The sequence below is a fragment of the Pseudohaemophilus parahaemolyticus genome (assembly GCF_938021905.1).
Classification (GTDB): Bacteria; Pseudomonadota; Gammaproteobacteria; order Enterobacterales; family Pasteurellaceae; genus Haemophilus_A; species Haemophilus_A parahaemolyticus_B.
The window spans coordinates 59,417-81,012 of the sequence record NZ_CALIFA010000028.1 but is presented as its reverse complement, the minus strand read 5'-3'; the positions used below and the strand labels follow the sequence as shown (position 1 = coordinate 81,012).

General features: G+C 41.4%; 19 protein-coding genes. 13 read left to right on the top strand and 6 right to left on the bottom strand.

The window, feature by feature from the left end:
- Positions 1-7: 7 nt before the first annotated feature.
- The 9 genes from murC (at position 8) to glmM (ending at position 10,512) form a co-directional block, all read left to right on the top strand.
- Entirely contained in the window at positions 8-1,435 is a 1,428-nt protein-coding gene (murC, locus tag QMF79_RS02300; protein ID WP_281772603.1) for a UDP-N-acetylmuramate--L-alanine ligase, read from the top strand.
- 114 nt (positions 1,436-1,549) lie between these two features.
- Entirely contained in the window at positions 1,550-2,461 is a 912-nt protein-coding gene (locus tag QMF79_RS02295; RefSeq protein ID WP_281772602.1) for a D-alanine--D-alanine ligase, read from the top strand.
- On the top strand, positions 2,461-3,261 hold the full coding sequence (locus QMF79_RS02290) for a cell division protein FtsQ/DivIB (RefSeq protein ID WP_390891369.1): 801 nt from the start codon (positions 2,461-2,463) through the stop codon (positions 3,259-3,261). The genes QMF79_RS02295 and QMF79_RS02290 overlap by 1 nt, the downstream gene beginning before the upstream one ends.
- A gap of 25 nt (positions 3,262-3,286) precedes the next feature.
- Complete coding sequence (gene ftsA / locus QMF79_RS02285; RefSeq protein WP_281772601.1) at positions 3,287-4,573, top strand: cell division protein FtsA; 1,287 nt, start codon at positions 3,287-3,289, stop codon at positions 4,571-4,573.
- Positions 4,574-4,613: 40 nt separating this feature from the next.
- Positions 4,614-5,840, top strand: coding sequence for a cell division protein FtsZ (gene ftsZ, locus QMF79_RS02280; RefSeq protein WP_281772600.1), 1,227 nt, complete (start codon positions 4,614-4,616; stop codon positions 5,838-5,840).
- A 26-nt stretch (positions 5,841-5,866) separates the two neighbouring features.
- The gene (gene lpxC / locus QMF79_RS02275) at positions 5,867-6,787 is read left to right on the top strand and encodes a UDP-3-O-acyl-N-acetylglucosamine deacetylase (RefSeq protein ID WP_281772599.1); all 921 of its coding nucleotides are present in this window, start codon (positions 5,867-5,869) and stop codon (positions 6,785-6,787) included.
- Between the two features lie 169 nt (positions 6,788-6,956).
- Positions 6,957-7,553 carry a peptidylprolyl isomerase gene (slyD, locus tag QMF79_RS02270; RefSeq protein ID WP_281772598.1) on the top strand — a complete coding sequence of 199 codons (597 nt, stop codon included), beginning with the start codon at positions 6,957-6,959 and terminating at the stop codon, positions 7,551-7,553.
- Positions 7,554-7,647: 94 nt separating this feature from the next.
- The gene (gene ilvA / locus QMF79_RS02265; RefSeq protein WP_281772617.1) at positions 7,648-9,171 is read left to right on the top strand and encodes a threonine ammonia-lyase, biosynthetic; all 1,524 of its coding nucleotides are present in this window, start codon (positions 7,648-7,650) and stop codon (positions 9,169-9,171) included.
- A gap of 9 nt (positions 9,172-9,180) precedes the next feature.
- Positions 9,181-10,512, top strand: a complete 1,332-nt coding sequence (gene glmM, locus QMF79_RS02260) for a phosphoglucosamine mutase (RefSeq protein ID WP_281772597.1) — start codon at positions 9,181-9,183, stop codon at positions 10,510-10,512.
- A gap of 62 nt (positions 10,513-10,574) precedes the next feature.
- Here the strand turns inward: glmM and QMF79_RS02255 are convergent, their stop codons facing one another.
- Positions 10,575-11,267: a hypothetical protein gene (locus QMF79_RS02255; protein WP_281772596.1), complete on the bottom strand. Its 693-nt coding sequence runs from the start codon at positions 11,265-11,267 to the stop codon at positions 10,575-10,577.
- A 178-nt stretch (positions 11,268-11,445) separates the two neighbouring features.
- Between QMF79_RS02255 and rpiA the strand changes: the two genes are divergently transcribed.
- The 3 genes from rpiA (at position 11,446) to QMF79_RS02240 (ending at position 14,233) form a co-directional block, all read left to right on the top strand.
- Positions 11,446-12,105, top strand: coding sequence for a ribose-5-phosphate isomerase RpiA (gene rpiA / locus QMF79_RS02250; protein ID WP_281772595.1), 660 nt, complete (start codon positions 11,446-11,448; stop codon positions 12,103-12,105).
- Positions 12,106-12,189: 84 nt separating this feature from the next.
- On the top strand, positions 12,190-13,419 hold the full coding sequence (gene serA, locus QMF79_RS02245; protein WP_281772594.1) for a phosphoglycerate dehydrogenase: 1,230 nt from the start codon (positions 12,190-12,192) through the stop codon (positions 13,417-13,419).
- A 130-nt stretch (positions 13,420-13,549) separates the two neighbouring features.
- Positions 13,550-14,233, top strand: coding sequence for a phosphoribosyltransferase family protein (locus QMF79_RS02240; protein ID WP_119222441.1), 684 nt, complete (start codon positions 13,550-13,552; stop codon positions 14,231-14,233).
- Between the two features lie 3 nt (positions 14,234-14,236).
- Here QMF79_RS02240 and dnaG read toward each other — a convergent pair whose 3' ends face one another.
- Both dnaG and rpsU read right to left on the bottom strand, forming a co-directional pair.
- A complete protein-coding gene (gene dnaG / locus QMF79_RS02235) occupies positions 14,237-15,979 on the bottom strand; it encodes a DNA primase (RefSeq protein WP_281772593.1) in 1,743 nt (580 codons plus the stop codon).
- A gap of 101 nt (positions 15,980-16,080) precedes the next feature.
- Positions 16,081-16,296 (bottom strand): 30S ribosomal protein S21, encoded by a 216-nt coding sequence (gene rpsU / locus QMF79_RS02230; RefSeq protein WP_005598703.1) that lies wholly within the window; start codon positions 16,294-16,296, stop codon positions 16,081-16,083.
- Between the two features lie 263 nt (positions 16,297-16,559).
- On the opposite strand from rpsU, the gene QMF79_RS02225 reads away from it, so the two are divergent.
- A complete protein-coding gene (locus QMF79_RS02225) occupies positions 16,560-17,819 on the top strand; it encodes an O-antigen ligase family protein (RefSeq protein ID WP_281772592.1) in 1,260 nt (419 codons plus the stop codon).
- Between the two features lie 60 nt (positions 17,820-17,879).
- Here QMF79_RS02225 and ilvC read toward each other — a convergent pair whose 3' ends face one another.
- The 3 genes from ilvC to tsaA all read right to left on the bottom strand — a co-directional run bounded on the left by ilvC (position 17,880) and on the right by tsaA (position 21,556).
- Positions 17,880-19,364 carry a ketol-acid reductoisomerase gene (gene ilvC, locus QMF79_RS02220; protein WP_281772591.1) on the bottom strand — a complete coding sequence of 495 codons (1,485 nt, stop codon included), beginning with the start codon at positions 19,362-19,364 and terminating at the stop codon, positions 17,880-17,882.
- A 188-nt stretch (positions 19,365-19,552) separates the two neighbouring features.
- Positions 19,553-20,746: a cupin domain-containing protein gene (locus QMF79_RS02215; protein WP_281772590.1), complete on the bottom strand. Its 1,194-nt coding sequence runs from the start codon at positions 20,744-20,746 to the stop codon at positions 19,553-19,555.
- Positions 20,747-20,815: 69 nt separating this feature from the next.
- On the bottom strand, positions 20,816-21,556 hold the full coding sequence (tsaA, locus tag QMF79_RS02210) for a tRNA (N6-threonylcarbamoyladenosine(37)-N6)-methyltransferase TrmO (protein WP_281772589.1): 741 nt from the start codon (positions 21,554-21,556) through the stop codon (positions 20,816-20,818).
- Positions 21,557-21,596 lie beyond the last annotated feature (40 nt).

The following is a 21,596-nucleotide window of genomic DNA, read 5'->3' as shown; positions in this document are numbered from 1 at the left end:
ATATAAAATGAAAAATTTCCAAGATAATATAAAAAAACTCGTGCCTGAAATGCGCCGTGTGAGTCAAATTCACTTTATCGGGATTGGCGGTGCGGGGATGAGCGGTATTGCTGAAGTATTACTGAATGAAGGCTACAAAATCAGCGGTTCAGATATTGCTGATGGTGTGGTTACCAAGCGTCTAGCTGCTGTAGGGGCACATATTTTTATTGGTCACAGTGCGGAAAATATCGCAGGGGCGAGCGTAGTGGTGGCGTCCAGTGCGATTAACGAAGAAAACCCTGAAGTAAAAGCGGCAAAAGAAGCACGTATTCCTGTGATTCAACGTGCGCAAATGTTGGCAGAAATTATGCGTTTTCGCCACGGGATTGCGATTGCGGGCACCCATGGCAAAACCACAACCACTGCAATGATCTCAATGATTTACACTGAAGCTGGCTTAGATCCAACCTTCGTAAACGGTGGTTTGGTAAAATCTGCGGGTAAAAATGCTCACTTAGGTGCAAGCCGTTATTTAGTGGCGGAGGCAGATGAAAGTGATGCGTCATTCTTACATTTACAACCAATGGTTTCTGTTGTCACTAACATCGAGCCAGATCACATGGACACCTACGGTGGCGACTTCGAGAAGATGAAAGAGACTTACGTTAAATTCTTGCGTAACTTGCCTTTCTACGGCTTAGCAGTAATGTGTGCCGATGATGCAACAGTGATGGAAATTGCACCGAAAGTGGGCCGCCAAGTGATCACTTACGGCTTTAGCGAAAATGCGGATTATCGTATTGAAGATTACCAACAAACAGGTTTCCAAGGACACTACACGGTGATTTGCCCGAACGGGGAACGTGTTGAGGTGCTGTTAAACGTACCTGGTCGTCATAATGCTTTAAATGCGACTGCGGCACTTGCGGTTGCTAAAGAAGAAGGCATTGCTAATGAAGCGATTTTAGCTGCACTTGCAGATTTCCAAGGAGCGGGGCGTCGCTTTGACCAATTGGGTTCATTTATTCGCCCAAATGGTAAAGTGATGTTGGTGGATGATTATGGTCACCATCCAACTGAAGTGGACGTAACAATTAAAGCGGCTCGTCAAGGCTGGGAAAATAAACGTATCGTGATGGTGTTCCAACCGCACCGTTATTCTCGTACGCGTGATTTGTTCGATGATTTCGTGCAAGTACTTTCGCAAGTCGATGCGTTAGTGATGTTGGATGTGTATGCGGCAGGCGAATCACCGATTATTGGGGCGGATAGTAAAGCGTTGTGTCGTTCTATCCGTAACTTGGGTAAGGTTGATCCGATTTTAGTGTCGGATACTAGCCAATTAGGTGAAGTTCTCGACCAGATTATTCAAGATGGCGATTTAATTTTGGCACAAGGTGCAGGTAACGTGAGCAAATTGTCGCGTGATTTAGCAGAGAGTTGGAAAGCGTAAGCGGTTGTTTTTGCAATATATTTTGCAAATTACATCGCTTGTAGGGTGGGTTTTCTTGCCCACCAGATATTATAGTGGGCAAGAAAGCCCACCCTATAGAAAATTGAGAATACGATGAGCATTAAAAACGAAAAAATCGCAGTGTTATTTGGTGGCGTTTCGATGGAACGCGAGGTATCGTTAAACTCTGGTGCAGCGGTAACCGAAGCCCTTAAAAGCCTTGGCTATAATGTGGAAGGCATTGATACCAAAGAGTTCCCAATTGAAAAATTAAAAGAAAAAGGGATTCAACGTGTCTTCAACATTTTACACGGTGGTATTGGTGAGAACGGTGTGTTGCAAGGTGCTTTGGAACAGATGGGCATTCCTTACACAGGCTGTGGCGTGATGGCATCAGCAATCACTTTAGATAAATTCCGCACCAAATTATTATGGCAAGCTGTTGGTTTACCGACTGCAGAAATGGTGGTGGTAAAACGCGGACAAGCGATCGATTCTGCGGAAATTATTGCAAAATTAGGCTTACCAGTGTTTGTTAAACCTTCTTGCGAAGGTTCAAGTGTTGGTGTGTTCAAAGTAAAAACCGAAGCAGAATTACAACCTGCAATTGAAGAAGCGTTAAAATTTGACAGCATTGTGTTAGTTGAAGAATTTTTAGCAGGGGCGGAATATTCTGTGCCGGTGTTAGATGGCGAAGTGTTGCCCGCGGTGCAAGTGATTCCAGAGGGTGAGTTTTATGATTACCACGCAAAATATATTTCAGACAACACCCAATATGTTGTGCCAGCGTTAAATGCAGAACGCCAAGCAGAGGTGGCGAAAATCGTGAAACAAGCCTTTGATGTGGTGGGCTGTCGTGGTTGGAGCCGTATTGATGTGATGGAAGATGCAAACGGCAAATTCCGTTTGGTGGAAGTAAATACCTGCCCAGGTATGACAAGCCACAGCATCTTCCCGAAATCGGCAGCAACCGTGGGTTATAGCTTTGAACGTTTAGTTGAACGCGTATTGGAGTTAAGTGCGTAATGGCTAAGTTTGCTCGAAAGAGAAAACCCAATTATTTTCGCCTTGCTAAGGAGCATATCGGTTCGAAGTTACATTTTCTGCCGATGAGTTGGCTCACTTCAATTAAACCATTGATTTTATTATTTTGGTTGATTGTGATTTATACGGTATATGCAAATTGGTCGGTACTTCTTGAGAGTTTGGATAGAACGCCGATTCGTGCTTATGCGTTAACTCATAAAACGCAATTTACAACAAATGCGGATATTCGTGAAACTTTAGCCAAAGAACCTGTTCTAAAAGGATATTTTGCCCAAGATATTCAAGAGGTTAAAGATAAGTTGTTACAACTCTCTTGGGTAAAAGATGTGATTGTGCGAAAATCCTATCCTGATCGCTTAAGTATTAGCCTGGTTGAGCATAAACCTGTAGCCGTGTGGAATAATATTCACTATCTTTCTGAACAAGGGGTTGTATTTAGTTTACCCCCAGAACGGTTTGATAAAACAGGTTTACCGATAATGTTTGGACCTGATGCGGAAAGTAAAGAAGTACTTGAAGCGTGGGGTAAAATTCAAACGGAATTAGCATTTCGCAATTTATCACTTAAATCACTGGCGATGGATAATCGTGGTTCTTGGTCGATTACATTAGCGAATAATATTGAGTTAAGATTAGGACGTGGAGAATGGACGCCAAAAATTGACCGCTTTATGATGATTTTCCCTGAAATTGAGGTGCCAGAAGGACAGCGTTTGGGGTATGTCGATTTACGTTATGAACACGGTGCAGCGGTAGGTTTCTATCCAATACAGAAATAATTAATTGCAAACGAACGAAAATAAAATGACTGATAATATTGATGATGAGGATTACATTGTTGGGTTAGATATTGGGACATCTAAAACAGTTGTTGTCATTGGTGAGACCTTACCTGATGGTGTAATTAGAGTGTTAGGAACTGGAGTTTCTCCTTCAAAAGGGGCAAATCAAGGTGGAATTGTTGATTTAGATGCAGTCGTTCGTGCTATTGATAATGCGATTGCTGAGGCTGAATCAATTGCAAACAATCTTGAAATTTCTGATCTGATTCTGGGTATTTCAGGGGCTCATATTACAGGGCTTAATGAAATGGGGCAGGCGGTTTTAGAGAATGTAGTTACAAAAGAAGACGTGGAAGAAGCGAAATATAATGCAAGCTCTATTCGATTACCTAATGGCTTAGAGATGCTACACATTGTGCCACAAGAGTTTAAAGTAGACCATTTACCGCTGACAAAAAGTCCAATTGGCTTGTCAGGTAATCGTCTCACTGCCTATGTGCATTTAATTGCAGCTCACCAAGATTGGAAACGTAATTTAATTAATGCGGTAGAATCGAATCAGAGATTGTCTGTTGCCAATATTGTTTTTTCGGGATTTGCCTCTGCTTATTCGGTGCTTACTGAAGAGGAAAAAGAGCTTGGTATTTGCTTGATTGATATCGGTGCGGGCACGATGGATGTGGTGGTTTACGTTGATGGTGCATTACGCTTTAGTAAATCATATCCGTTTGGTGGCAATAATGTGACGGATTATCTTGCACAAGTTTTTACGACTTCTCGCAAAGAAGCTGAAACCATCAAGGTTAATTATGGCAGTGCGGTTTCACCACCGACGATGAATGCCGATAAAAAATTCTCGATTTCAGGTTTAGCTGGAGGTGCGCCTCGAATTTATACGAAAGCACACGTTGCAGAAATTACAGCACTTTGTTATAGCGATTTATTTAAGCTTATTAACGAAGATCTGTTAAAATTGCGTCAAAATTTATATCACCAAGGGATAAAACAGGAATTAATTGCGGGTTTTGTTCTTACGGGTGGTGGTTCACAAATAGAAGATATTGTAAAATGTGCAAAAAATGTCTTTAATGCACACGTACGAGTGGGGAACCCTCTTAATATCGCAGGCTTGACCGATTATGTGAATAAGCCACAATATGCAACAGTTTTGGGGCTATTACAATATAATTTTGAGCATCCAGCAGAAAGCAAAAAAACGATAATAAATAATCCAAATGTAGTTGGTATGTTTAAAGGTGTCAAAAAGCAGACTCGTAAAGCAATACGTTGGATTAAGTCAAATTTTTAAATTAAATAAGTTGGCATACGCTTATTTTAGGGAGTAAAGAATGTTCGAACCAGTTTATGAGACAACGCCTGATGCAGTAATTAAAGTTGTTGGCGTTGGTGGCGGTGGCGGTAATGCATTGAACCATATGGTTAGAAGCTGTCAGGAAGATGATATTGGCAGCGTGGAGTTTTTCTCAGTAAATACAGATGCACAAGTATTGCGTTCAAGTGCAGTACGTAATACTGTACAAATTGGTGCAGGTATTACTCATGGTTTGGGGGCTGGTGGCGATCCAAATATTGGCTATCAATCTGCAGAAGAAGACCGTGAAGCATTAACTAATATGTTAAGTGATGCAAGTATGGTATTCATTGCAGCTGGTATGGGGGGCGGTTCTGGTACAGGGGCTTCTCCAGTTATTGCTGAAATTGCAAAAAGTCAGGGTGCTTTAACCGTTGCGATTGTTACTAAACCATTTAATTTTGAAGGTAGAAAACGTTTAAATTTCGCAGAACAAGGCATTAAAGAATTAGCGAAAAATGTAGATGCGTTGATTATTATTCAAAATGAAAAATTACTTAAAGTTTTACCTAAAGGCGTAAAATTTAAGGATGCATTCTCATATGCTGATGATGTTTTGCGTAACGCAGTATTAGGTATTACTGATATGATTACCAAAGAAGGTTTGGTAAACGTAGACTTTAATGACGTGAAAACAGTTATGTCTGGTATGGGACGTTCAATGATGGGAACGGGCATTGCAGAAGGTGAAGGGCGTGCAGAGCGTGCAGCAATGGAAGCAGTGGCAAGTCCGTTATTAGAAGATGTTGATTTATCAGGTGTAAAAGGCGTGTTGATTAATATTTCAGCAGGCGATGACTTAGAGCTAAATGAAGTGGATTCTGTTGTAAAATATATTACTGAAGCAACAGATCCTGATGCAACTATTATTTTCGGTACAACGTTCTATCCTGAAATGGAAGGTAAAATCCGTGTAACATTGGTTGCAACTGGTTTGGGTCAAGCAGAAGAGTTAACCATGCCACGTACAGGTATGTTGCAACAACCACAGCCAGTTGAACAATCTCAGCCAGTACCAAAACCAGTAGGTTATGGGACTCAACAGTCTGTTCAGCCAAACCAGAATTATGGTCATCAGTCACAACCAATAGGCTTTAACCACGCACCACAAAATGCTGGAACAACGCAACAGCCAAGAACAATTGATCCAAACCAAGTGTTCTCACCGAGCTCTATTCCAGGATTTATGCGAAACGGTCGTTAATTTCGATCGCTTGCGAGGAATAAAAAATGATTAAACAAAGAACCCTAAAACAAGCAACCAAAGTTACTGGCATTGGTTTGCACAGTGGCAAAAAAGTGACGCTCACATTGCGTCCTGCCCCTGCTAATACAGGGATTATTTATGCACGAACCGATTTAGAGCCTGCTGTTTACTTCCCAGCAAGTGCAGAATCAATTCGTGATACACAGCTTTGTACTTGTATGATCAACGATGATGGTGTGCGTATTTCAACTGTTGAACACTTAAATGCGGCGATGGCAGCATTAGGTTTAGACAACCTTATCGTGGAAGTTGATGCCCCTGAAATTCCAATTATGGATGGCAGTGCAAGTCCGTTTATCTATCTTTTCTTAGATGCGGGTATCGAAGAGCAAAATGCTCCAAAAAAATTCATCCGCATTAAAGAAACCGTACGTGTGGAAGAGGGCGATAAATGGGCAGAAATCAGACCTTATGCAAATGGCTTAAAATTAGATTTCACCATTGATTTCAATCACCCGATGATTAGCAAAGATGTACGCCATTTTGCGATGGATCTTTCAGCCGAAAATTTCATTCAGCAAATTAGCCGTGCAAGAACCTTTACTTTTATGAAAGATGTGGAATATCTCCAATCAATTGGTTTAGCACTAGGCGGTAGCTTAGATAATGCCATCGTGTTAGATGATTACCGCATTTTGAATGAAGATGGCTTACGCTATAAAGATGAATTGGTAAAACATAAAATGCTTGATTCTATCGGCGATCTCTTTATGTGCGGTTACAACATCTTAGGCGATTTCAGAGCCTATAAATCGGGCCATGGTGTAAACAATAAATTACTCCGTGCTGTGCTTGTGAATGAAAATGCGTGGGAATTTGTCACTTTCGAAGACAAAGAAACCGTGCCACAAGGTTATCGCTTAAAAGATCTTGTTTTTATTTAGTATAGTAGGGTGTGTGGATTGAAAAATCCACGCACGCTTTTCTATATTGACGTGCGTGAAATGAATTTCACACACTCTACAAGCGATCGAATTTATAGAACAATTTGCAAATATCATACAAACCGCTACAATGCGGTTAATTTTTTATATAAACAAAGGATCATTTTTAATGAAAATTACTAAAAACGTAGTACCAAGTATTGCTTACCAAGTACGTACTCAAGATGGCGTATTAGTGGATGAAGCACCTGTGAACCAACCGCTAGAATACTTACACGGTCACAACAATCTTGTTGAAGGCTTAGAAAAGGCATTAGAAGGTAAAGCGGTTGGCGATACTTTTGAAGTGCGTGTAAGCCCAGAAGAAGGCTACGGCGAATACAACGAAAATATGGTACAACGTGTGCCGAAAGATGTATTTATGGGCGTAGAGGAATTAGAAGTAGGTATGCGTTTTATCGCAGATACTGACTTAGGTCCATTGCCTGTTGTGATCACTGAAGTGGATGGCGATGAAGTAGTGGTTGATGGTAACCATATGCTCGCAGGTCAAGAATTACTCTTCTCTGTAGAAGTAGTGGGTACACGGGAAGCAACTTTAGAAGAGATTGCACACGGTCACATTCATTCTGGTCACGAACACGGTTGTGGCTGTGGTGGTCACGACAGCGATGAAGAAGAAGGTCACGGCTGCTGTGGCGGTGGTCATCACCATCATCACGATCACGGACACAATCATGGTGGCTGTGGTTGTGGTGGACACTAATTAACTAATTGCAATGGGGCGTGCTAAACACGCCCTTTTCGACTATCTAACCCTTTCAATCCCTGCCTTTGGGAAGATCATTAAAATCAATCATATGACACAACAAATCCAATCGAATACGGACTATCTCCGCACTATTCTTAGTTCCAATATTTATGATCTCGCTCAAGTCACGCCATTACAAAAAATGGACAAGCTCTCTTCACGATTAAAAAATAATATTTTCATCAAACGTGAAGATCGCCAGCCGGTGCATAGCTTTAAGCTACGCGGAGCATTTGCGATGATTTCTAATCTTTCTAAAGCTCAAAAAGAAGCAGGTGTAATTGCTGCTTCTGCGGGTAACCACGCGCAAGGTGTCGCGCTTTCAGCGAAACATTTAGGCTTACGTGCCTTAATTGTGATGCCACAAAATACGCCAAGTATTAAAGTGGATGCGGTGCGTGGTTTTGGTGGAGAAGTATTGCTTTATGGTGCGAACTTTGACGAAGCCAAAGCCAAAGCACTTGAGCTTTCGAAAGAGTTGAATATGACCTTTATCCACCCATTTGATGCTCCAGCCGTGATTGCAGGGCAAGGCACAATCGCGATGGAACTCATTCAACAACGTTCCGATCTGAACCGCATTTTTGTGCCTGTTGGCGGTGGTGGTTTGATCGCAGGGATCGCAGTGTTGGTGAAACAGCTTTTACCTGAAATTCAAGTCATTGGGGTGGAATCCAAAGACTCTGCTTGTTTATATCACGCATTAAAAGCGGGCCAGCCTGTCGATTTAGATCATGTGGGTTTATTCGCAGACGGTATTGCGGTAAAACGCATTGGCGATGAAACTTTCCGCATTTGTAAACAATATGTCGATGATGTTGTCTTAGTTGATAACGATGAAATTTGTGCAGCATTGAAAGATATTTTTGAAAACGTGCGTGCGGTGGCAGAACCTTCGGGTGCAACCTCGCTTGCAGGCTTGAAAAAATATGTGAAAAAGCACGGCATCGAAGGAGAAAATCTCGCTTGCGTGCTCTCAGGGGCAAACCTGAATTTCCATACCTTGCGTTTTGTGTCTGAGCGTTGCGAAATTGGCGAAAAACGTGAAGCCTTATTAGCGGTAACCATTCCAGAGCAGAAAGGCAGCTTCTTAAAATTCTGCCAAATTCTGGGTAGCCGGGCGGTGACAGAATTTAACTACCGCCACGCAGATGATGCCAATGCGTGCATTTTCGTAGGTGTTCGTATTTCTGGCAGCCAAGAAAAAGCGGAAATTCTCGAAGAGCTTCGCCAAAATGGTTACGATGTGAGCGATTTATCAGATGATGATATCGCTAAAACCCACGTACGTTATATGATCGGTGGCAGACCTGCTAGTATTCAAAACGAAAAGCTCTATCGCTTTGATTTCCCTGAGCAAAAAGGGGCATTGCTTACATTCTTGCAAGCCTTAACTGATTGGGATATTTCGTTGTTCCACTACCGTGCACATGGTGCGGACTACGGTGATATTTTAGCCGCATTCCCTATGGCTGCAGGCTCAGAAGCAGAATTAACCAAACATTTAGAACAATTAGGCTATCGCTACCAAGACGTAAGCGACAGCTTGGCTTATCAATACTTTTTAAAATAAGGAACATTTATGGCTCGCAAATATTTCGGTACAGATGGTGTACGCGGTGAAGTCGGTAAATTCCCGATTACCCCAGAATTTGCGTTAAAACTCGGCTGGGCAGCAGGTAAAGTGCTTGCCACCCAAGGCACGAAAAAAGTGATTATTGGTAAAGATACCCGTATTTCTGGCTATATGCTGGAATCTGCGCTTGAAGCGGGATTAACCGCAGCGGGTTTATCTGCGGTATTCGTCGGCCCAATGCCAACCCCTGCGATTGCTTATTTAACCCGCACTTTCCGTGCGGAAGCGGGCATCGTGATTTCAGCGTCTCACAATCCATACTACGACAACGGGATCAAATTCTTCTCATCCGTGGGTGAAAAATTACCTGATGAAGTGGAAGAAGCGATCGAAGCGATGTTAGATGAGCCGATGGATTGTGTTGACTCTGCAAACCTTGGTAAGGCGAGCCGTATCAACGATGCGGCAGGTCGTTACATTGAATTTTGTAAAGCAGGTTTCCCATCTGAATTAAGCTTAGACGGCTTAAAAATCGTGGTGGATTGTGCGAACGGGGCAACCTATCATATCGCACCAAACGTAATGCGTGAGTTAGGGGCTGATGTGATCGAAATTGGTACTCGTCCGAACGGTTTAAACATCAACGAAAAATGCGGGGCAACGGACATTAAAGCACTTCAAAAAGTGGTGAAAGAGTCGGAAGCAGACATTGGTTTAGCTTACGATGGCGATGGCGACCGCATTATGATGGTAGACCACTTAGGCAACAAAGTGGATGGCGACCAAATTCTGTTTATTTTGGCGCGTGAAGCTTTACGTGCGGGCAAATTAAAAGGCGGCGTAGTGGGTACATTAATGAGCAATATGAGCTTAGAGCTTTCATTAAAAGAACTTGCCATCCCATTCGTGCGTGCCAATGTGGGTGACCGCTATGTGCTTGAGCAATTAAAAGAGAAAGGCTGGAAACTGGGCGGTGAAAACTCAGGGCACATCATCGTGTTAGACAAAAACACCACGGGAGATGGTATTGTTGCCTCGCTTGAAGTGTTGGCGGCAATGGTAAAACACAACCTGACCTTAAACGAACTAGCAAAAGCTGTGCCACTTTTCCCACAAGTGTTAATTAACGTTCGCTTCGCAGGCGGTGAAAACCCACTCAATAGCGAAGAAGTAAAAGCTGTTGCAAAATCAGTAGAAGAACGCTTAGCAGGAAAAGGACGTATCTTGTTACGTAAATCAGGTACAGAACCGCTTATTCGTGTGATGGTAGAGTGTGAAGATGCAACATTAGCACAAAGCTGTGCAGAAGAAATTGCGGAAGTGGTGAAACGCAACTAATCTTTTCATAAAAAATAAGCGGTGGATTTTGTAAAACAAATTGCAAAATCCACCGCTTACCTTTAATAACTCACAATCATATTTAAGTCTAATTCTTGCCCCTGTTTATTAACATCGAATGTCGTACCGAAAATAACCGAAGTTGTTTCAGAAACTTCTGCCGTGACCCCTTCGATAATGGTATGGATATTGGAAAACTCAAAATCTTCGCCAATTACCATATTAAGCAATATTCCTTTTACCTGATCTAAGGCGATAGATTTACTAGAGAGCTGTTTTAATACCCTCTCTATAGCTTCTTCGGGATGTGTTGATTCAATATAAATCACATGGTTTTGTTGACCACATTCAATTAACACATGCCTAATATCTGTAAAATCCGTCATAACAAGACCGTATCCGCCAATCATTTTTATCATTGATATAAGCGTTTGGATACATAATTCAGGCGAAGTTTCACAGATAAAACAGCTATCGGCTTGAGGCTCTTGAACTGGTGAAGCACAACCAATCACAAAAATGGTGCTTGAGGTAGCAGAGCGAATTTTTACCCATTCCGTTTCAGTGAGATTATCAGCAATAACAAAAGTTATAAAGTTATCAGACAGATCTGTAACCTCTTCTAGCTTTAAGATATTAAAATCCACGTTTCCTATGGGCGAAGCTAAATTATTGACCACTTTATTGCCAAATTCGCCTTTAATGATAAGTGAGCTAAAATAATCATATTGTTCTTGAAAAATTGTCTTAAACATTTTTATTCTCCTATTGATTTAAACTGTGTGGAGTATAACGAAATAAAGCGACAAATTATGTCGTATTCGATAAAAAATTTTCAAATGACTTATGAAAAATTACCGCTTGATTTAGCCTGCTCTTTGGCACACAATGAGACCAATTTTTATCTTTAAAGCAATATGATAGGAAAACGTAATGAACCAACAAGAAATGAAGAAAATTGCGGCGAAAGCGGCACTGAAATTTGTGACACCAGATACTATCGTTGGCGTGGGTAGCGGTTCAACCGTGAATTGCTTTATTGATGAATTAGCTTCAATGAAAGATGAAATTAAAGGCGCAGTGGCGGCATCTAAAGCTTCAGAAGAGCGATTACGTGCGTTGGGCATTGAAGTGTTTAGTGCTAATGACGTTGTGGAATTAGATGTGTATATCGATGGTGCAGATGAAATTACCCCGCAAGGTGCAATGATCAAAGGCGGCGGGGCAGCATTAACCCGTGAAAAAATTGTGAGTTCTTTGGCGAAAAAATTTATTTGTATCGTGGATAGCTCAAAACAAGTCGATGTGCTTGGTTCAACTTTCCCATTGCCAGTGGAAGTGATTCCGATGGCACGTTCTTATGTGGCTCGTCAGTTAGTCGCACTTGGCGGTTCTCCTGAATGGCGTGAAGGCGTGGTAACGGATAACGGCAATGTGATTTTAGATGTACATCACTTTAAAATTCTTGAACCGCTGAAAATGGAACACTCCATCAACAATATCGCAGGTGTGGTCACCAACGGTATTTTTGCACAACGTTTCGCGAACGTTACGATTGTTGGCACGCCTGAAGGGGCAAAAATTATTGAATAAGGTCAAGCGGTGGATTTTTGCAAATGTTTTGCGAAATCGCACCGCTTTTTGTTTTTCACTTTAAACACAACATAAGGAATAACTATGGCTAAAGTTTCTCTCGACAAATCAAAAATCAAATTCTTATTACTCGAAGGCGTGCACCAAAACGCACTGGATGTATTAAAAGCGGCAGGTTACACCAACATTGAGTATCACAAAAAAGCCCTAGATGGTGAAGAGCTTATCGAAGCAATTAAAGATGCTCACTTTGTGGGAATTCGCTCGCGTACACACTTAACCAAAGAGATTTTAGAGCACGCACAAAAATTAGTAGCGGTAGGATGTTTCTGTATTGGTACTAACCAAGTAGATTTAGAGGAAGCGAAACGTCGTGGTATTCCTGTGTTTAATGCACCGTTCTCAAATACCCGCTCTGTGGCGGAATTAGTATTGGCAGAAATTATTTTGTTAATGCGTCAAGTGCCCAAAGCGAATATGGAAGTGCATCGTGGCGTATGGAACAAATCGGCTGCAGGTGCAAATGAAGTGCGTGGTAAAAAATTGGGTATCATCGGCTATGGTCATATCGGCTCACAATTGAGCGTGATTGCCGAAGCAGTGGGGATGCAAGTTTACTTCTACGATATCGAAAATAAATTGCCATTGGGTAATGCACAACAAGTGGCAAGTTTAGAAGAGTTGCTTTCAAGCTGTGATGCGATTTCATTACACGTGCCAGAAAATGCCTCAACCAAAAATCTAATGAGTGCGGAACGCATTGCCCAATTAAAAGATGATGCGATTTTAATCAATGCCGCACGCGGTACAGTAGTGGATTTGGATGCGTTAGCGGCTCGTTTAGAAGCGAATACCTTACGTGGTGCAGCGATTGACGTATTCCCTGTTGAACCAGCATCAATCAACGATCCGTTTGAATCGCCATTACGTAAATTTGACAACGTTATCTTAACGCCACACATTGGTGGTTCAACGGCGGAAGCTCAAGAAAACATCGGTACAGAAGTGGCAAATAAATTTGTGAAATACTCCGACAACGGCTCAACCCTATCGGCAGTAAACTTCCCAGAAGTATCACTTCCTGCCAACAATAATGCGAAACGTTTATTACACATCCACCAAAACAAACCAGGTATTTTAAACAAAATCAACCAAGTGTTTGTGGATCAAAACGTGAATATCGCAGGCCAATATTTACAAACAGATCCAGAAATTGGTTATGTGGTGATTGATGTTCAGCTTGAAGATAGCTCAGAAGCATTAAAACGCTTGAAAGAGATTGACGGCACAATTAAGGCACGTGTGCTTTACTAACATAAAACGTGAAAATGGTCAGGTTTTGCCTGACCATTTTTTATGTCTGCACTTTACTAAATTTACGGTTTTTAGAACTCACTCGAAAAATAATTTTTGCTAATTTGGTAAAGTAAATAGCGGAGGGTGTATGAATAGATTAGATTTCCGCTGTTTTCATTGCGATCACAAATTAGCAATTGCAGATCATGGCTTTTGTAGTCGTTGCATTAAACTTTTAGCGTGTTCGCCTTACTGTGGGCATTGTGGCAGTTTGTTGGCAGAAAATGCACTATCTTGCGGGGAATGCTTGCGAAATGAGCCGAAATGGCAAAGAATGGTGCAAATTTCAGTATATAAAAAACCGCTTGCAGATTGGATTCATCGTTTTAAGTTTCATCAGCAATATTGGTTAGATAAGCCATTAGCACGATTGCTGTTGTTAGCGGTGAAACAGGCTCAACGGGAGCATGGTTTGGCACTCCCAGAAGCAATTTTGCCTGTTCCGCTTTTTTGGCAACGCCATTGGAGGCGAGGTTATAATCAATCTGAGTTAATCGCTCGGTATCTGTCTCGATGGCTAGATATTCCGCTTGATACGCAAAGTCTTAGCCGTATTCGACATACTGCTTCACAGCGTGAACTTACCGCACAAGAACGACGTTTAAACCTGAAAAACGCCTTTCGTTTTAGACCGCAAGCGGGCAAATTTTACGAGCGAATTGCGATTGTGGATGATGTAGTGACCACGGGCTCAACGCTCAATGCGATTTGCAGGGAAATTAAACAAGCAGGCGTGCAAGAGGTACAAGTTTGGACGTTAGCAAGGGCGTAAGATTTACTGTGAAAGTAATAAAACCAACTCTTGTTTTTCTTCCGTACTTAAACCTGAAGTTCGCTCTTTGGCGATCAACATCTCTACTCGTTTTTCAACCAATTTATCGTAGAGAAAACTGAGGGTTTCGATAAACTCTTTTTCTAGGTTTTCTGGAGCGACCATATGCTCCCAACTCGCCAGCAACTCAAGCGTGCGGAATTGTTCGCTGTCCCGCCAATGTTCTAGCAAAGCCCCCATTGAAATGCCGATATTAGCTTGGCAAACTTGGGCTAATTCACAGAATAAGGCAAAGCCAGGTTCGTTCAATTCGCTTAACGGTGTGAGGTCTGGCACGTGTTTTGCTAACGCTGGATTTTGTAGTAACAGGGCAATTAACAAGCGCATTGGTGTGCGTTTAATTTGGTTTACTTGTGGTTTAGCGACCTCTTTTTGTTGGCGATTTGGCAACATCGTTTCGAGCTGAGCGGGGTCTAAAATGCCTAATTTTTGCCCTAAGATATTACGAAGGTAAACCCGCAACATTTCGCCTGGAATGCGATTAATGAGCGGAATGGCAAGCGAGGCAAGTTTAGATTTTCCTTCTGGGCTAGATAAATCAACTTGCATCAGTAAGCTATCAAACAGAAAATCGCTTAGTGATTTGGAATGTTCCGCCAAATATTGTTCAAAACCCTCTTTGCCTTGGCTTCGTACGAAAGTATCGGGGTCTTCACCATCTGGCAAAAAGATAAACTTGAGCTGACGACCATCATACAAATATGGTAAGGCATTCTCAAAGGCACGCCAAGCTGCATCACGTCCTGCACGGTCACCATCGTAGCAACAGACAATCTGCTCTGTTACACGGAACATCTGTTGGATTTGTTCGCCTGTAGTTGCCGTGCCAAGTGAGGCGACCGCATTTAATACACCAAATTGAGCGAGAGCTACCACATCCATATAGCCTTCCACCACAAACAAATATTCAGGATTTTCATTAGCTTGTAGAGCCTGGTATAAGCCGTAAAGTTCGTTACCTTTGTGGTAAGTGGCAGATTCGGGTGAGTTGAGGTATTTCGGGCGTTCATCACCCATTACACGCCCGCCAAAGGCAATCACGCGACCACGTTTATCCCTAATCGGGAACATCACTCGATTGCGAAACTTATCATAAATTCGACCGCTTTCATTTTCGGAAAGCATCCCAGTATCGCGTAATTTCTGAGTGTCTTCAGGGTTCACGCCAAAGCGTTTGAGCACAGCATCATAGCTATTTGGTGCAAAACCAAGCTCAAATTTAGCGACGATTTCGGACGATAAGCCACGACCTTGCAAGTAACTTTGGCTTGGGATATCGTGTTGTAAATTGTGTTGATAGAAGTGGGTGATTTCTTCAAGTAAACCGTAAAGATCACGTTTCGTTTTATAACTAATAGGGCGAAAGTTGCCCGATTGGCGTACATTCTCTCGTGGGACTTCTAGCCCTTGCATTGCCGCAAGTTCTTCAATTGCTTCAGGAAATTCGAGCTTGTCATATTCCATCAAAAAGCTAATCACATTGCCGTGTGCCCCACAGCCGAAGCAGTGATAGAACTGTTTGGATTGGCTGACGGAAAAAGAAGGTGTTTTTTCGTGATGAAATGGGCAACAGGCTTGATAATCTCGCCCTGCTTTTTTGAGCTTAACGCGTTTATTGATCAGATCAACAATATCAGTGCGAGCAATGAGATCATCAATAAACGAACGTGGAATAGTGCCTTTCATTGGTCCTCCATTGCTAAAAGAGTGGAATAGATAAACTAAAACCGTGATTCCTTGCGGTTTCACGGTTTTAGTAAAGATTCAGTGCTTAAAAAGCGAATGAATTAGTATAAACGAGTGTTACGTGCGTTTTCACGAGCATTACGTTTAGCGTGACGTTTTGCTAAAGACGCTTTCTCACGTTTACGAATTGTTGTTGGTTTTTCGTAGAATTCACGAGCACGAACTTCTGCTAATAAACCTGCTTTTTCGCAAGAGCGTTTGAAACGACGTAATGCAACGTCAAATGATTCATTTTCACGAACTTTAATTACTGGCATATGCCATCACCTCAGAAAAATATGATTAAATTAAACCGCACACATTTTTGGCGGCATAGAACTAAAAAAGGTATCCAATTTTAACGCAGGTTAGAAAGGAAGTAAAGAGATGATTTAGGTTCTTTGTAGGTTATCCGTTATACAAAATTTGCACTAAGTTAGTTCTCACTAAACATTGATTTCATCAAGCGTTACAAAAACGTTCTACTTTTGCATCCTGATTTCGGGTAAAATGCGTTTGATTTTTCATTTAAGGAATTTTTATGTTGATTCGTTCAAACTTTATTCAGGCTAAACACTTTACTTTGATGCTTAATCTACTTGTTGCTTTATTTTTTGCAACCGTTTTAGTGCTCAAAAAAGGTTATAGCTATGTACCGATGGCATTAGGTGCTATTAGTATTATTTATTCTCTCGTATATTTTTTAAAATTTAAGCAAAAATGGCAATTGGCAAAAGAAGATAAATGGCTTATTTTCTCTTTTTTATTCTATTTCATTACCTTTCTGCTTTCTATTATTATCAACAAAGATAGTTTTAGAGAAATAGATAATCCAAGCCGAATTTTATTATTTATTCCATTGTTACTTTTGTTTAATCAATTTTCAATAAAAATAAAAATGATTTTATATTCAATTCCAGCTGGTGCAATAATTACTGGCTTGGTTGCGTTATTTCAGAAGTTTCAGCTAGGATACGATAAGCCATTTCCTGAAATTATGCATATTCAAGTTGGAAATATTGCAATTTCACTTGCAACATTTAGCCTTGTGATTGCCATTTATTTTACGGTAAAGAGAGAATATAAATCTGCATTATTTAGTTTTATCGGGGTAATGTTAGCGATGAGTACCAGCGCATTATCGGGTGCTCGTGGTGGGTGGGTAGGGTTACCCATTGTTCTACTAACGATTTTGTTCCTTTATCGCCAATATATTAGCAAAAAATTGATTTTCTTATTGATTGCGGTTATAGGTATTGGCATTACAACACTCATCACCAATCCTAAATTTGGTATTGAGAAACGTTATAATGCTGCAAAATCAGATATTACGCTTTACCTTGAAAAAAATAATAAGAATACCTCATTAGGTGCTCGATTCGATATGTGGGAAAACGCCTTGATTGCGATTAAACAAGCTCCTTTATTTGGTCATGGAAGTAAAGGATATGAGGCATTTAAAGATCAGCAAATTAAATCGAATCAGATGGCAAAAACTACGTTGCAATTTAATAGCCTTCATAATCAGTATTTAGAATCTTGGGTAAAACGCGGTCTGATTGGTTTTATTGGATTGATGCTAATTACATTAACACCTTTAGTTTATTTTATTAGAAATCTAAAAAACCAAAATTTAGAAATAAAATGTACTGCAATTTCAGGGATTACACATATTTTATCTCATCTGTTCTATTTTACGAGCCAATCATTTTTAGCGCATAATTCAGGTTCGATATTTTATTTCTTTGTTTGCGTTATTTTCTTTAGCTTTATCCGCAATCATCAATCGCAATCTGCATAAACAAAAACACCGCTTGCAAACCACAAGCGGTGTTTTTTCTAGTTTATTTTACAGTTCTGATTAGCCAGCTACTGCGATACGTTTCATATCTGTCATATAACCACGTAATTCTTCACCGATTAATTCTACTGGGTGGTTACGAATTGCGTTGTTGATGTCGCGTAAGTAAACATTGTCGATTTCAACCGCTGGTGTTGGCTCACCTAAGTCACCTTTTTGTAACATCGGGATTAATTTCTCTGCCAAGATTGGAGTTGCCACGTTCGCGAATAAGTAGTTACCGTATTCTGCTGTGTCTGAAATAACCACGTTCATTTCGTATAAACGTTTACGTGCGATGGTGTTTGCGATAAGTGGTAATTCGTGTAGTGACTCATAGTATGCAGATTCTTCGTAGATACCGCTTGCCACCATTGCATCAAACGCCATTTCAACGCCTGCTTTCACCATTGCAACCATTACTACGCCGTTATCAAAGTATTCTTGTTCAGAAATTTTGATACCATCTGCTTTTGGTGCATTTTCGAACGCTGTTTTGCCTGTTGCTTCACGCCACGCGAATAAATCTTTGTCGCTGTTCGCCCAGTCTGCCATCATCGTTGCAGAGAAGTGACCGCTGATGATGTCGTCCATATGTTTTAAGTATAAGAAGTTTAATTGCTCTTTGATCTCTTCAGCTAATTCAAACGCACGGATTTTCGCGCTGTTTGATAAGCGATCCATCATTAATGTGATACCACCTTGTTTTAACGCTTCCGTGATGGTTTCCCAACCGTATTGGATTAATTTACCTGCGTATGCAGGGTCTTTACCGTCTGCCACTAATTTGTCGTAGCACACGATTGAACCTGCTTGTAACATACCACAAAGGATAGTTTGCTCACCCATTAAGTCAGATTTTACTTCTGCGACGAATGAAGACTCTAACACGCCCGCACGGTCACCGCCTGTTGCTGATGCCCACGCTTTTGCGATCGCTAAGCCTTCGCCTTGAGGGTCGTTTTCAGGGTGAACTGCGATTAATGTTGGTACACCGAAACCACGTTTGTACTCTTCACGCACTTCTGTACCTGGACATTTTGGTGCTACCATCACCACAGTGATGTCTTTACGGATCTCTTCGCCCACTTCAACAATGTTGAAACCGTGTGAATAACCGAATGCTGCACCTTGTTTCATTAAAGGCACAACGTCAGCCACCACTTTAGAGTGTTGTTTGTCTGGCGTTAAGTTGATCACTAAATCTGCGGTTGGAATTAACTCTTCGTAAGTGCCAACTTTAAAGCCGTTTTCTGTTGCACGTTGGAATGATGCACGTTTTTCTGCAATCGCTTCAGCACGTAATGCGTAAGAGATATATAAGCCAGAATCACGCATATTTAAACCTTGGTTTAAACCTTGTGCACCGCAACCCACGATCACGATTTTTTTACCTTTTAATACTTCGCAACCGTCTGCGAATTCGCTGCGATCCATAAAACGGCAGCGACCCAATTGGTCTAATTTTTGACGTAAATTTAATGTGTTGAAATAGTTATGGGCCATGTTTGCATTCCTTCTTTGAAATGGGTTTGTTTAAGTTGGAAACAGTATAGTGCAATCCTTTTGTTGCGTAAATTGATATTATTGATATTTTATATTGCATTTTTTGCAATTGGTTGATGAAAGAAAATCCCTCTTTAGCAAAGAGGGGGAGGGGAAATTTGGCAGAATTGATTAACGAAGAAATTAAGCTATTCCGCCTCGTTCAAAATCAACCAACCCATATCTAACCAATCGCAAATCGTATCAAGCAATAACTCTAATTCTGCCTGATCTTTCACGCGAGAAGCCAATTTATTCCACGAAATTGAATCACCGTTTGCAATGCGGATTAACAAATTGGTTTCCGCTTCATTTAGCTCATCAATCCATTCACCGTTGACATAAATACGTTGAGGATTCTCGGTATAAAGCATTTTCACATTTGCATCTTGTTGCAACCAGCCGCCTGCTTCAAGCACTTCTTGCACCTCATCTGGATAATTTTCACCCTCTTCGGTAAGTTGTTCGTAGCGTCTTGAGCTCACCGCAGAAGCCACTGCATGGGCAAAAATAGCATCAAATTGTTCAGAATCTTGCAATAAGTTGATTAACTGGCGTTTGAAGTTTGCCACCATTTTTGGATCTAACAACGCATTTGGTTGCTCATTTGGCGACAAACGGAACGGAATATTAAATTCAGAGGTTGGCAATAAATCGTGCTCTTTGTCCAAAGTTTCAGTGAATTTGCAGAGTAAATCTGCCGCGTTCGGATAACGTAAACCGAATGAGAAAGTCAGGCTATCGCTTTCTGACACACCATAATGTGCCATACGCGAAGGCACATAAAGCACGTCGCCCGGCTGCATCACTTCATCAATCACCAGATCGCCCATATCATCAAAAATACGGATTGGTTGGTTTGGTTTAAATTCAGTAGAAGGATCGCACCACTTGCCTACTTGCCAACGGCGTTCGCCATAGCCTTGCACAAGGAATACATCATATTCATCATAATGTTTGCCCACCGTGCCGCCTGCTGGCGAGCAAGAAACCATAATATCATCGCGTTGCCATTGCGGAATATAGCCAAACGCTTGCCATAATTCGCCCAACTCTGGAGACCATTGCTCTAAATTTTGCACCATCACCGACCATTGCTCAGGCAAGTTTTGTAAATCCGCCTCTTCAAACGGGCTATTTTTCACCGACCATTGTTCATTTCGGCATTGAATTAGGCGAGCGGTAATCTCTTCTTCCAAAGCTAATTCCAAAATATCATTTGGTTCGAACAAATCGACAATTTGCGGTAAACCGTTGCGGATTAAAAGCGGTCGTTTTTGCCAATAATTTTGCAAAAAGTCTTGCGGTGTGATGTTTTCAGGTAAGCAGAATGGAATGTTCATAGGGCGTTCCTTCTTTTGAGAATAGTTATTCTTATAATAGCCCTATTTGGGGCAAAATACACGGAAAAATTACGTAAACTTGGTATTATCAAGTGCGATCACTACCGCCTTTGTCAAATCTTGCTCATCAATTTTCCATCGCACGTTATAGCCCGCCAAATTCATCCCATAAATCCGATCTAATTTTTTCCCTTGTTGATAGGCAGGACGCGGATCTTGAGCAATCACATCACGAACAAAATCAAGCGGTTGATTTATGCCAAACTTTGCAAAATTTTTCGCTTTTTTAACCGCTTGTTCCGCTTCGGGCAGAAATATCACATTTAACTTAGCTTGCGGTTTTTCTTGGGCAAAGCCAGAGATGGCTTCAGGCTCGCTGTCGGCGTAATGAATATAGGGTTTGATGTCAAATATGGGTGTACCGTTTACTAAATCAACGCTGCCTAAATGCAACAATACTTCGCCATTTTTGCATTCAACTCGTTCTAATTTTACTTTCGATAATCCAATAGGATTCGGGCGATGCGTGGCACGAGAAGCAAACACGCCCACACGCTCATTGCCGCCCAAACGCGGCGGGCGAACGGTCGCATGCCATTCACGTTCAGGGATCTGGTGAAATTGAAAAATCAGCCATAAATGGCTAAATTGCTCAATGCCTCGCACCGCATCGGGCGTGTTGTAAGGCGGAAGTAGACGTAAAACGCCTTTGCCCTCTTGCACCAAATTCGATTGGCGTGGCACGGAAAATTTCTCATCATAGGGGCTTTCAACCACCGCTACTGGTCTTAAACTGATTGGATTACACATTATTTCTCTTTTTTGCTAAACTACGTTTTTCTTTTCTCTA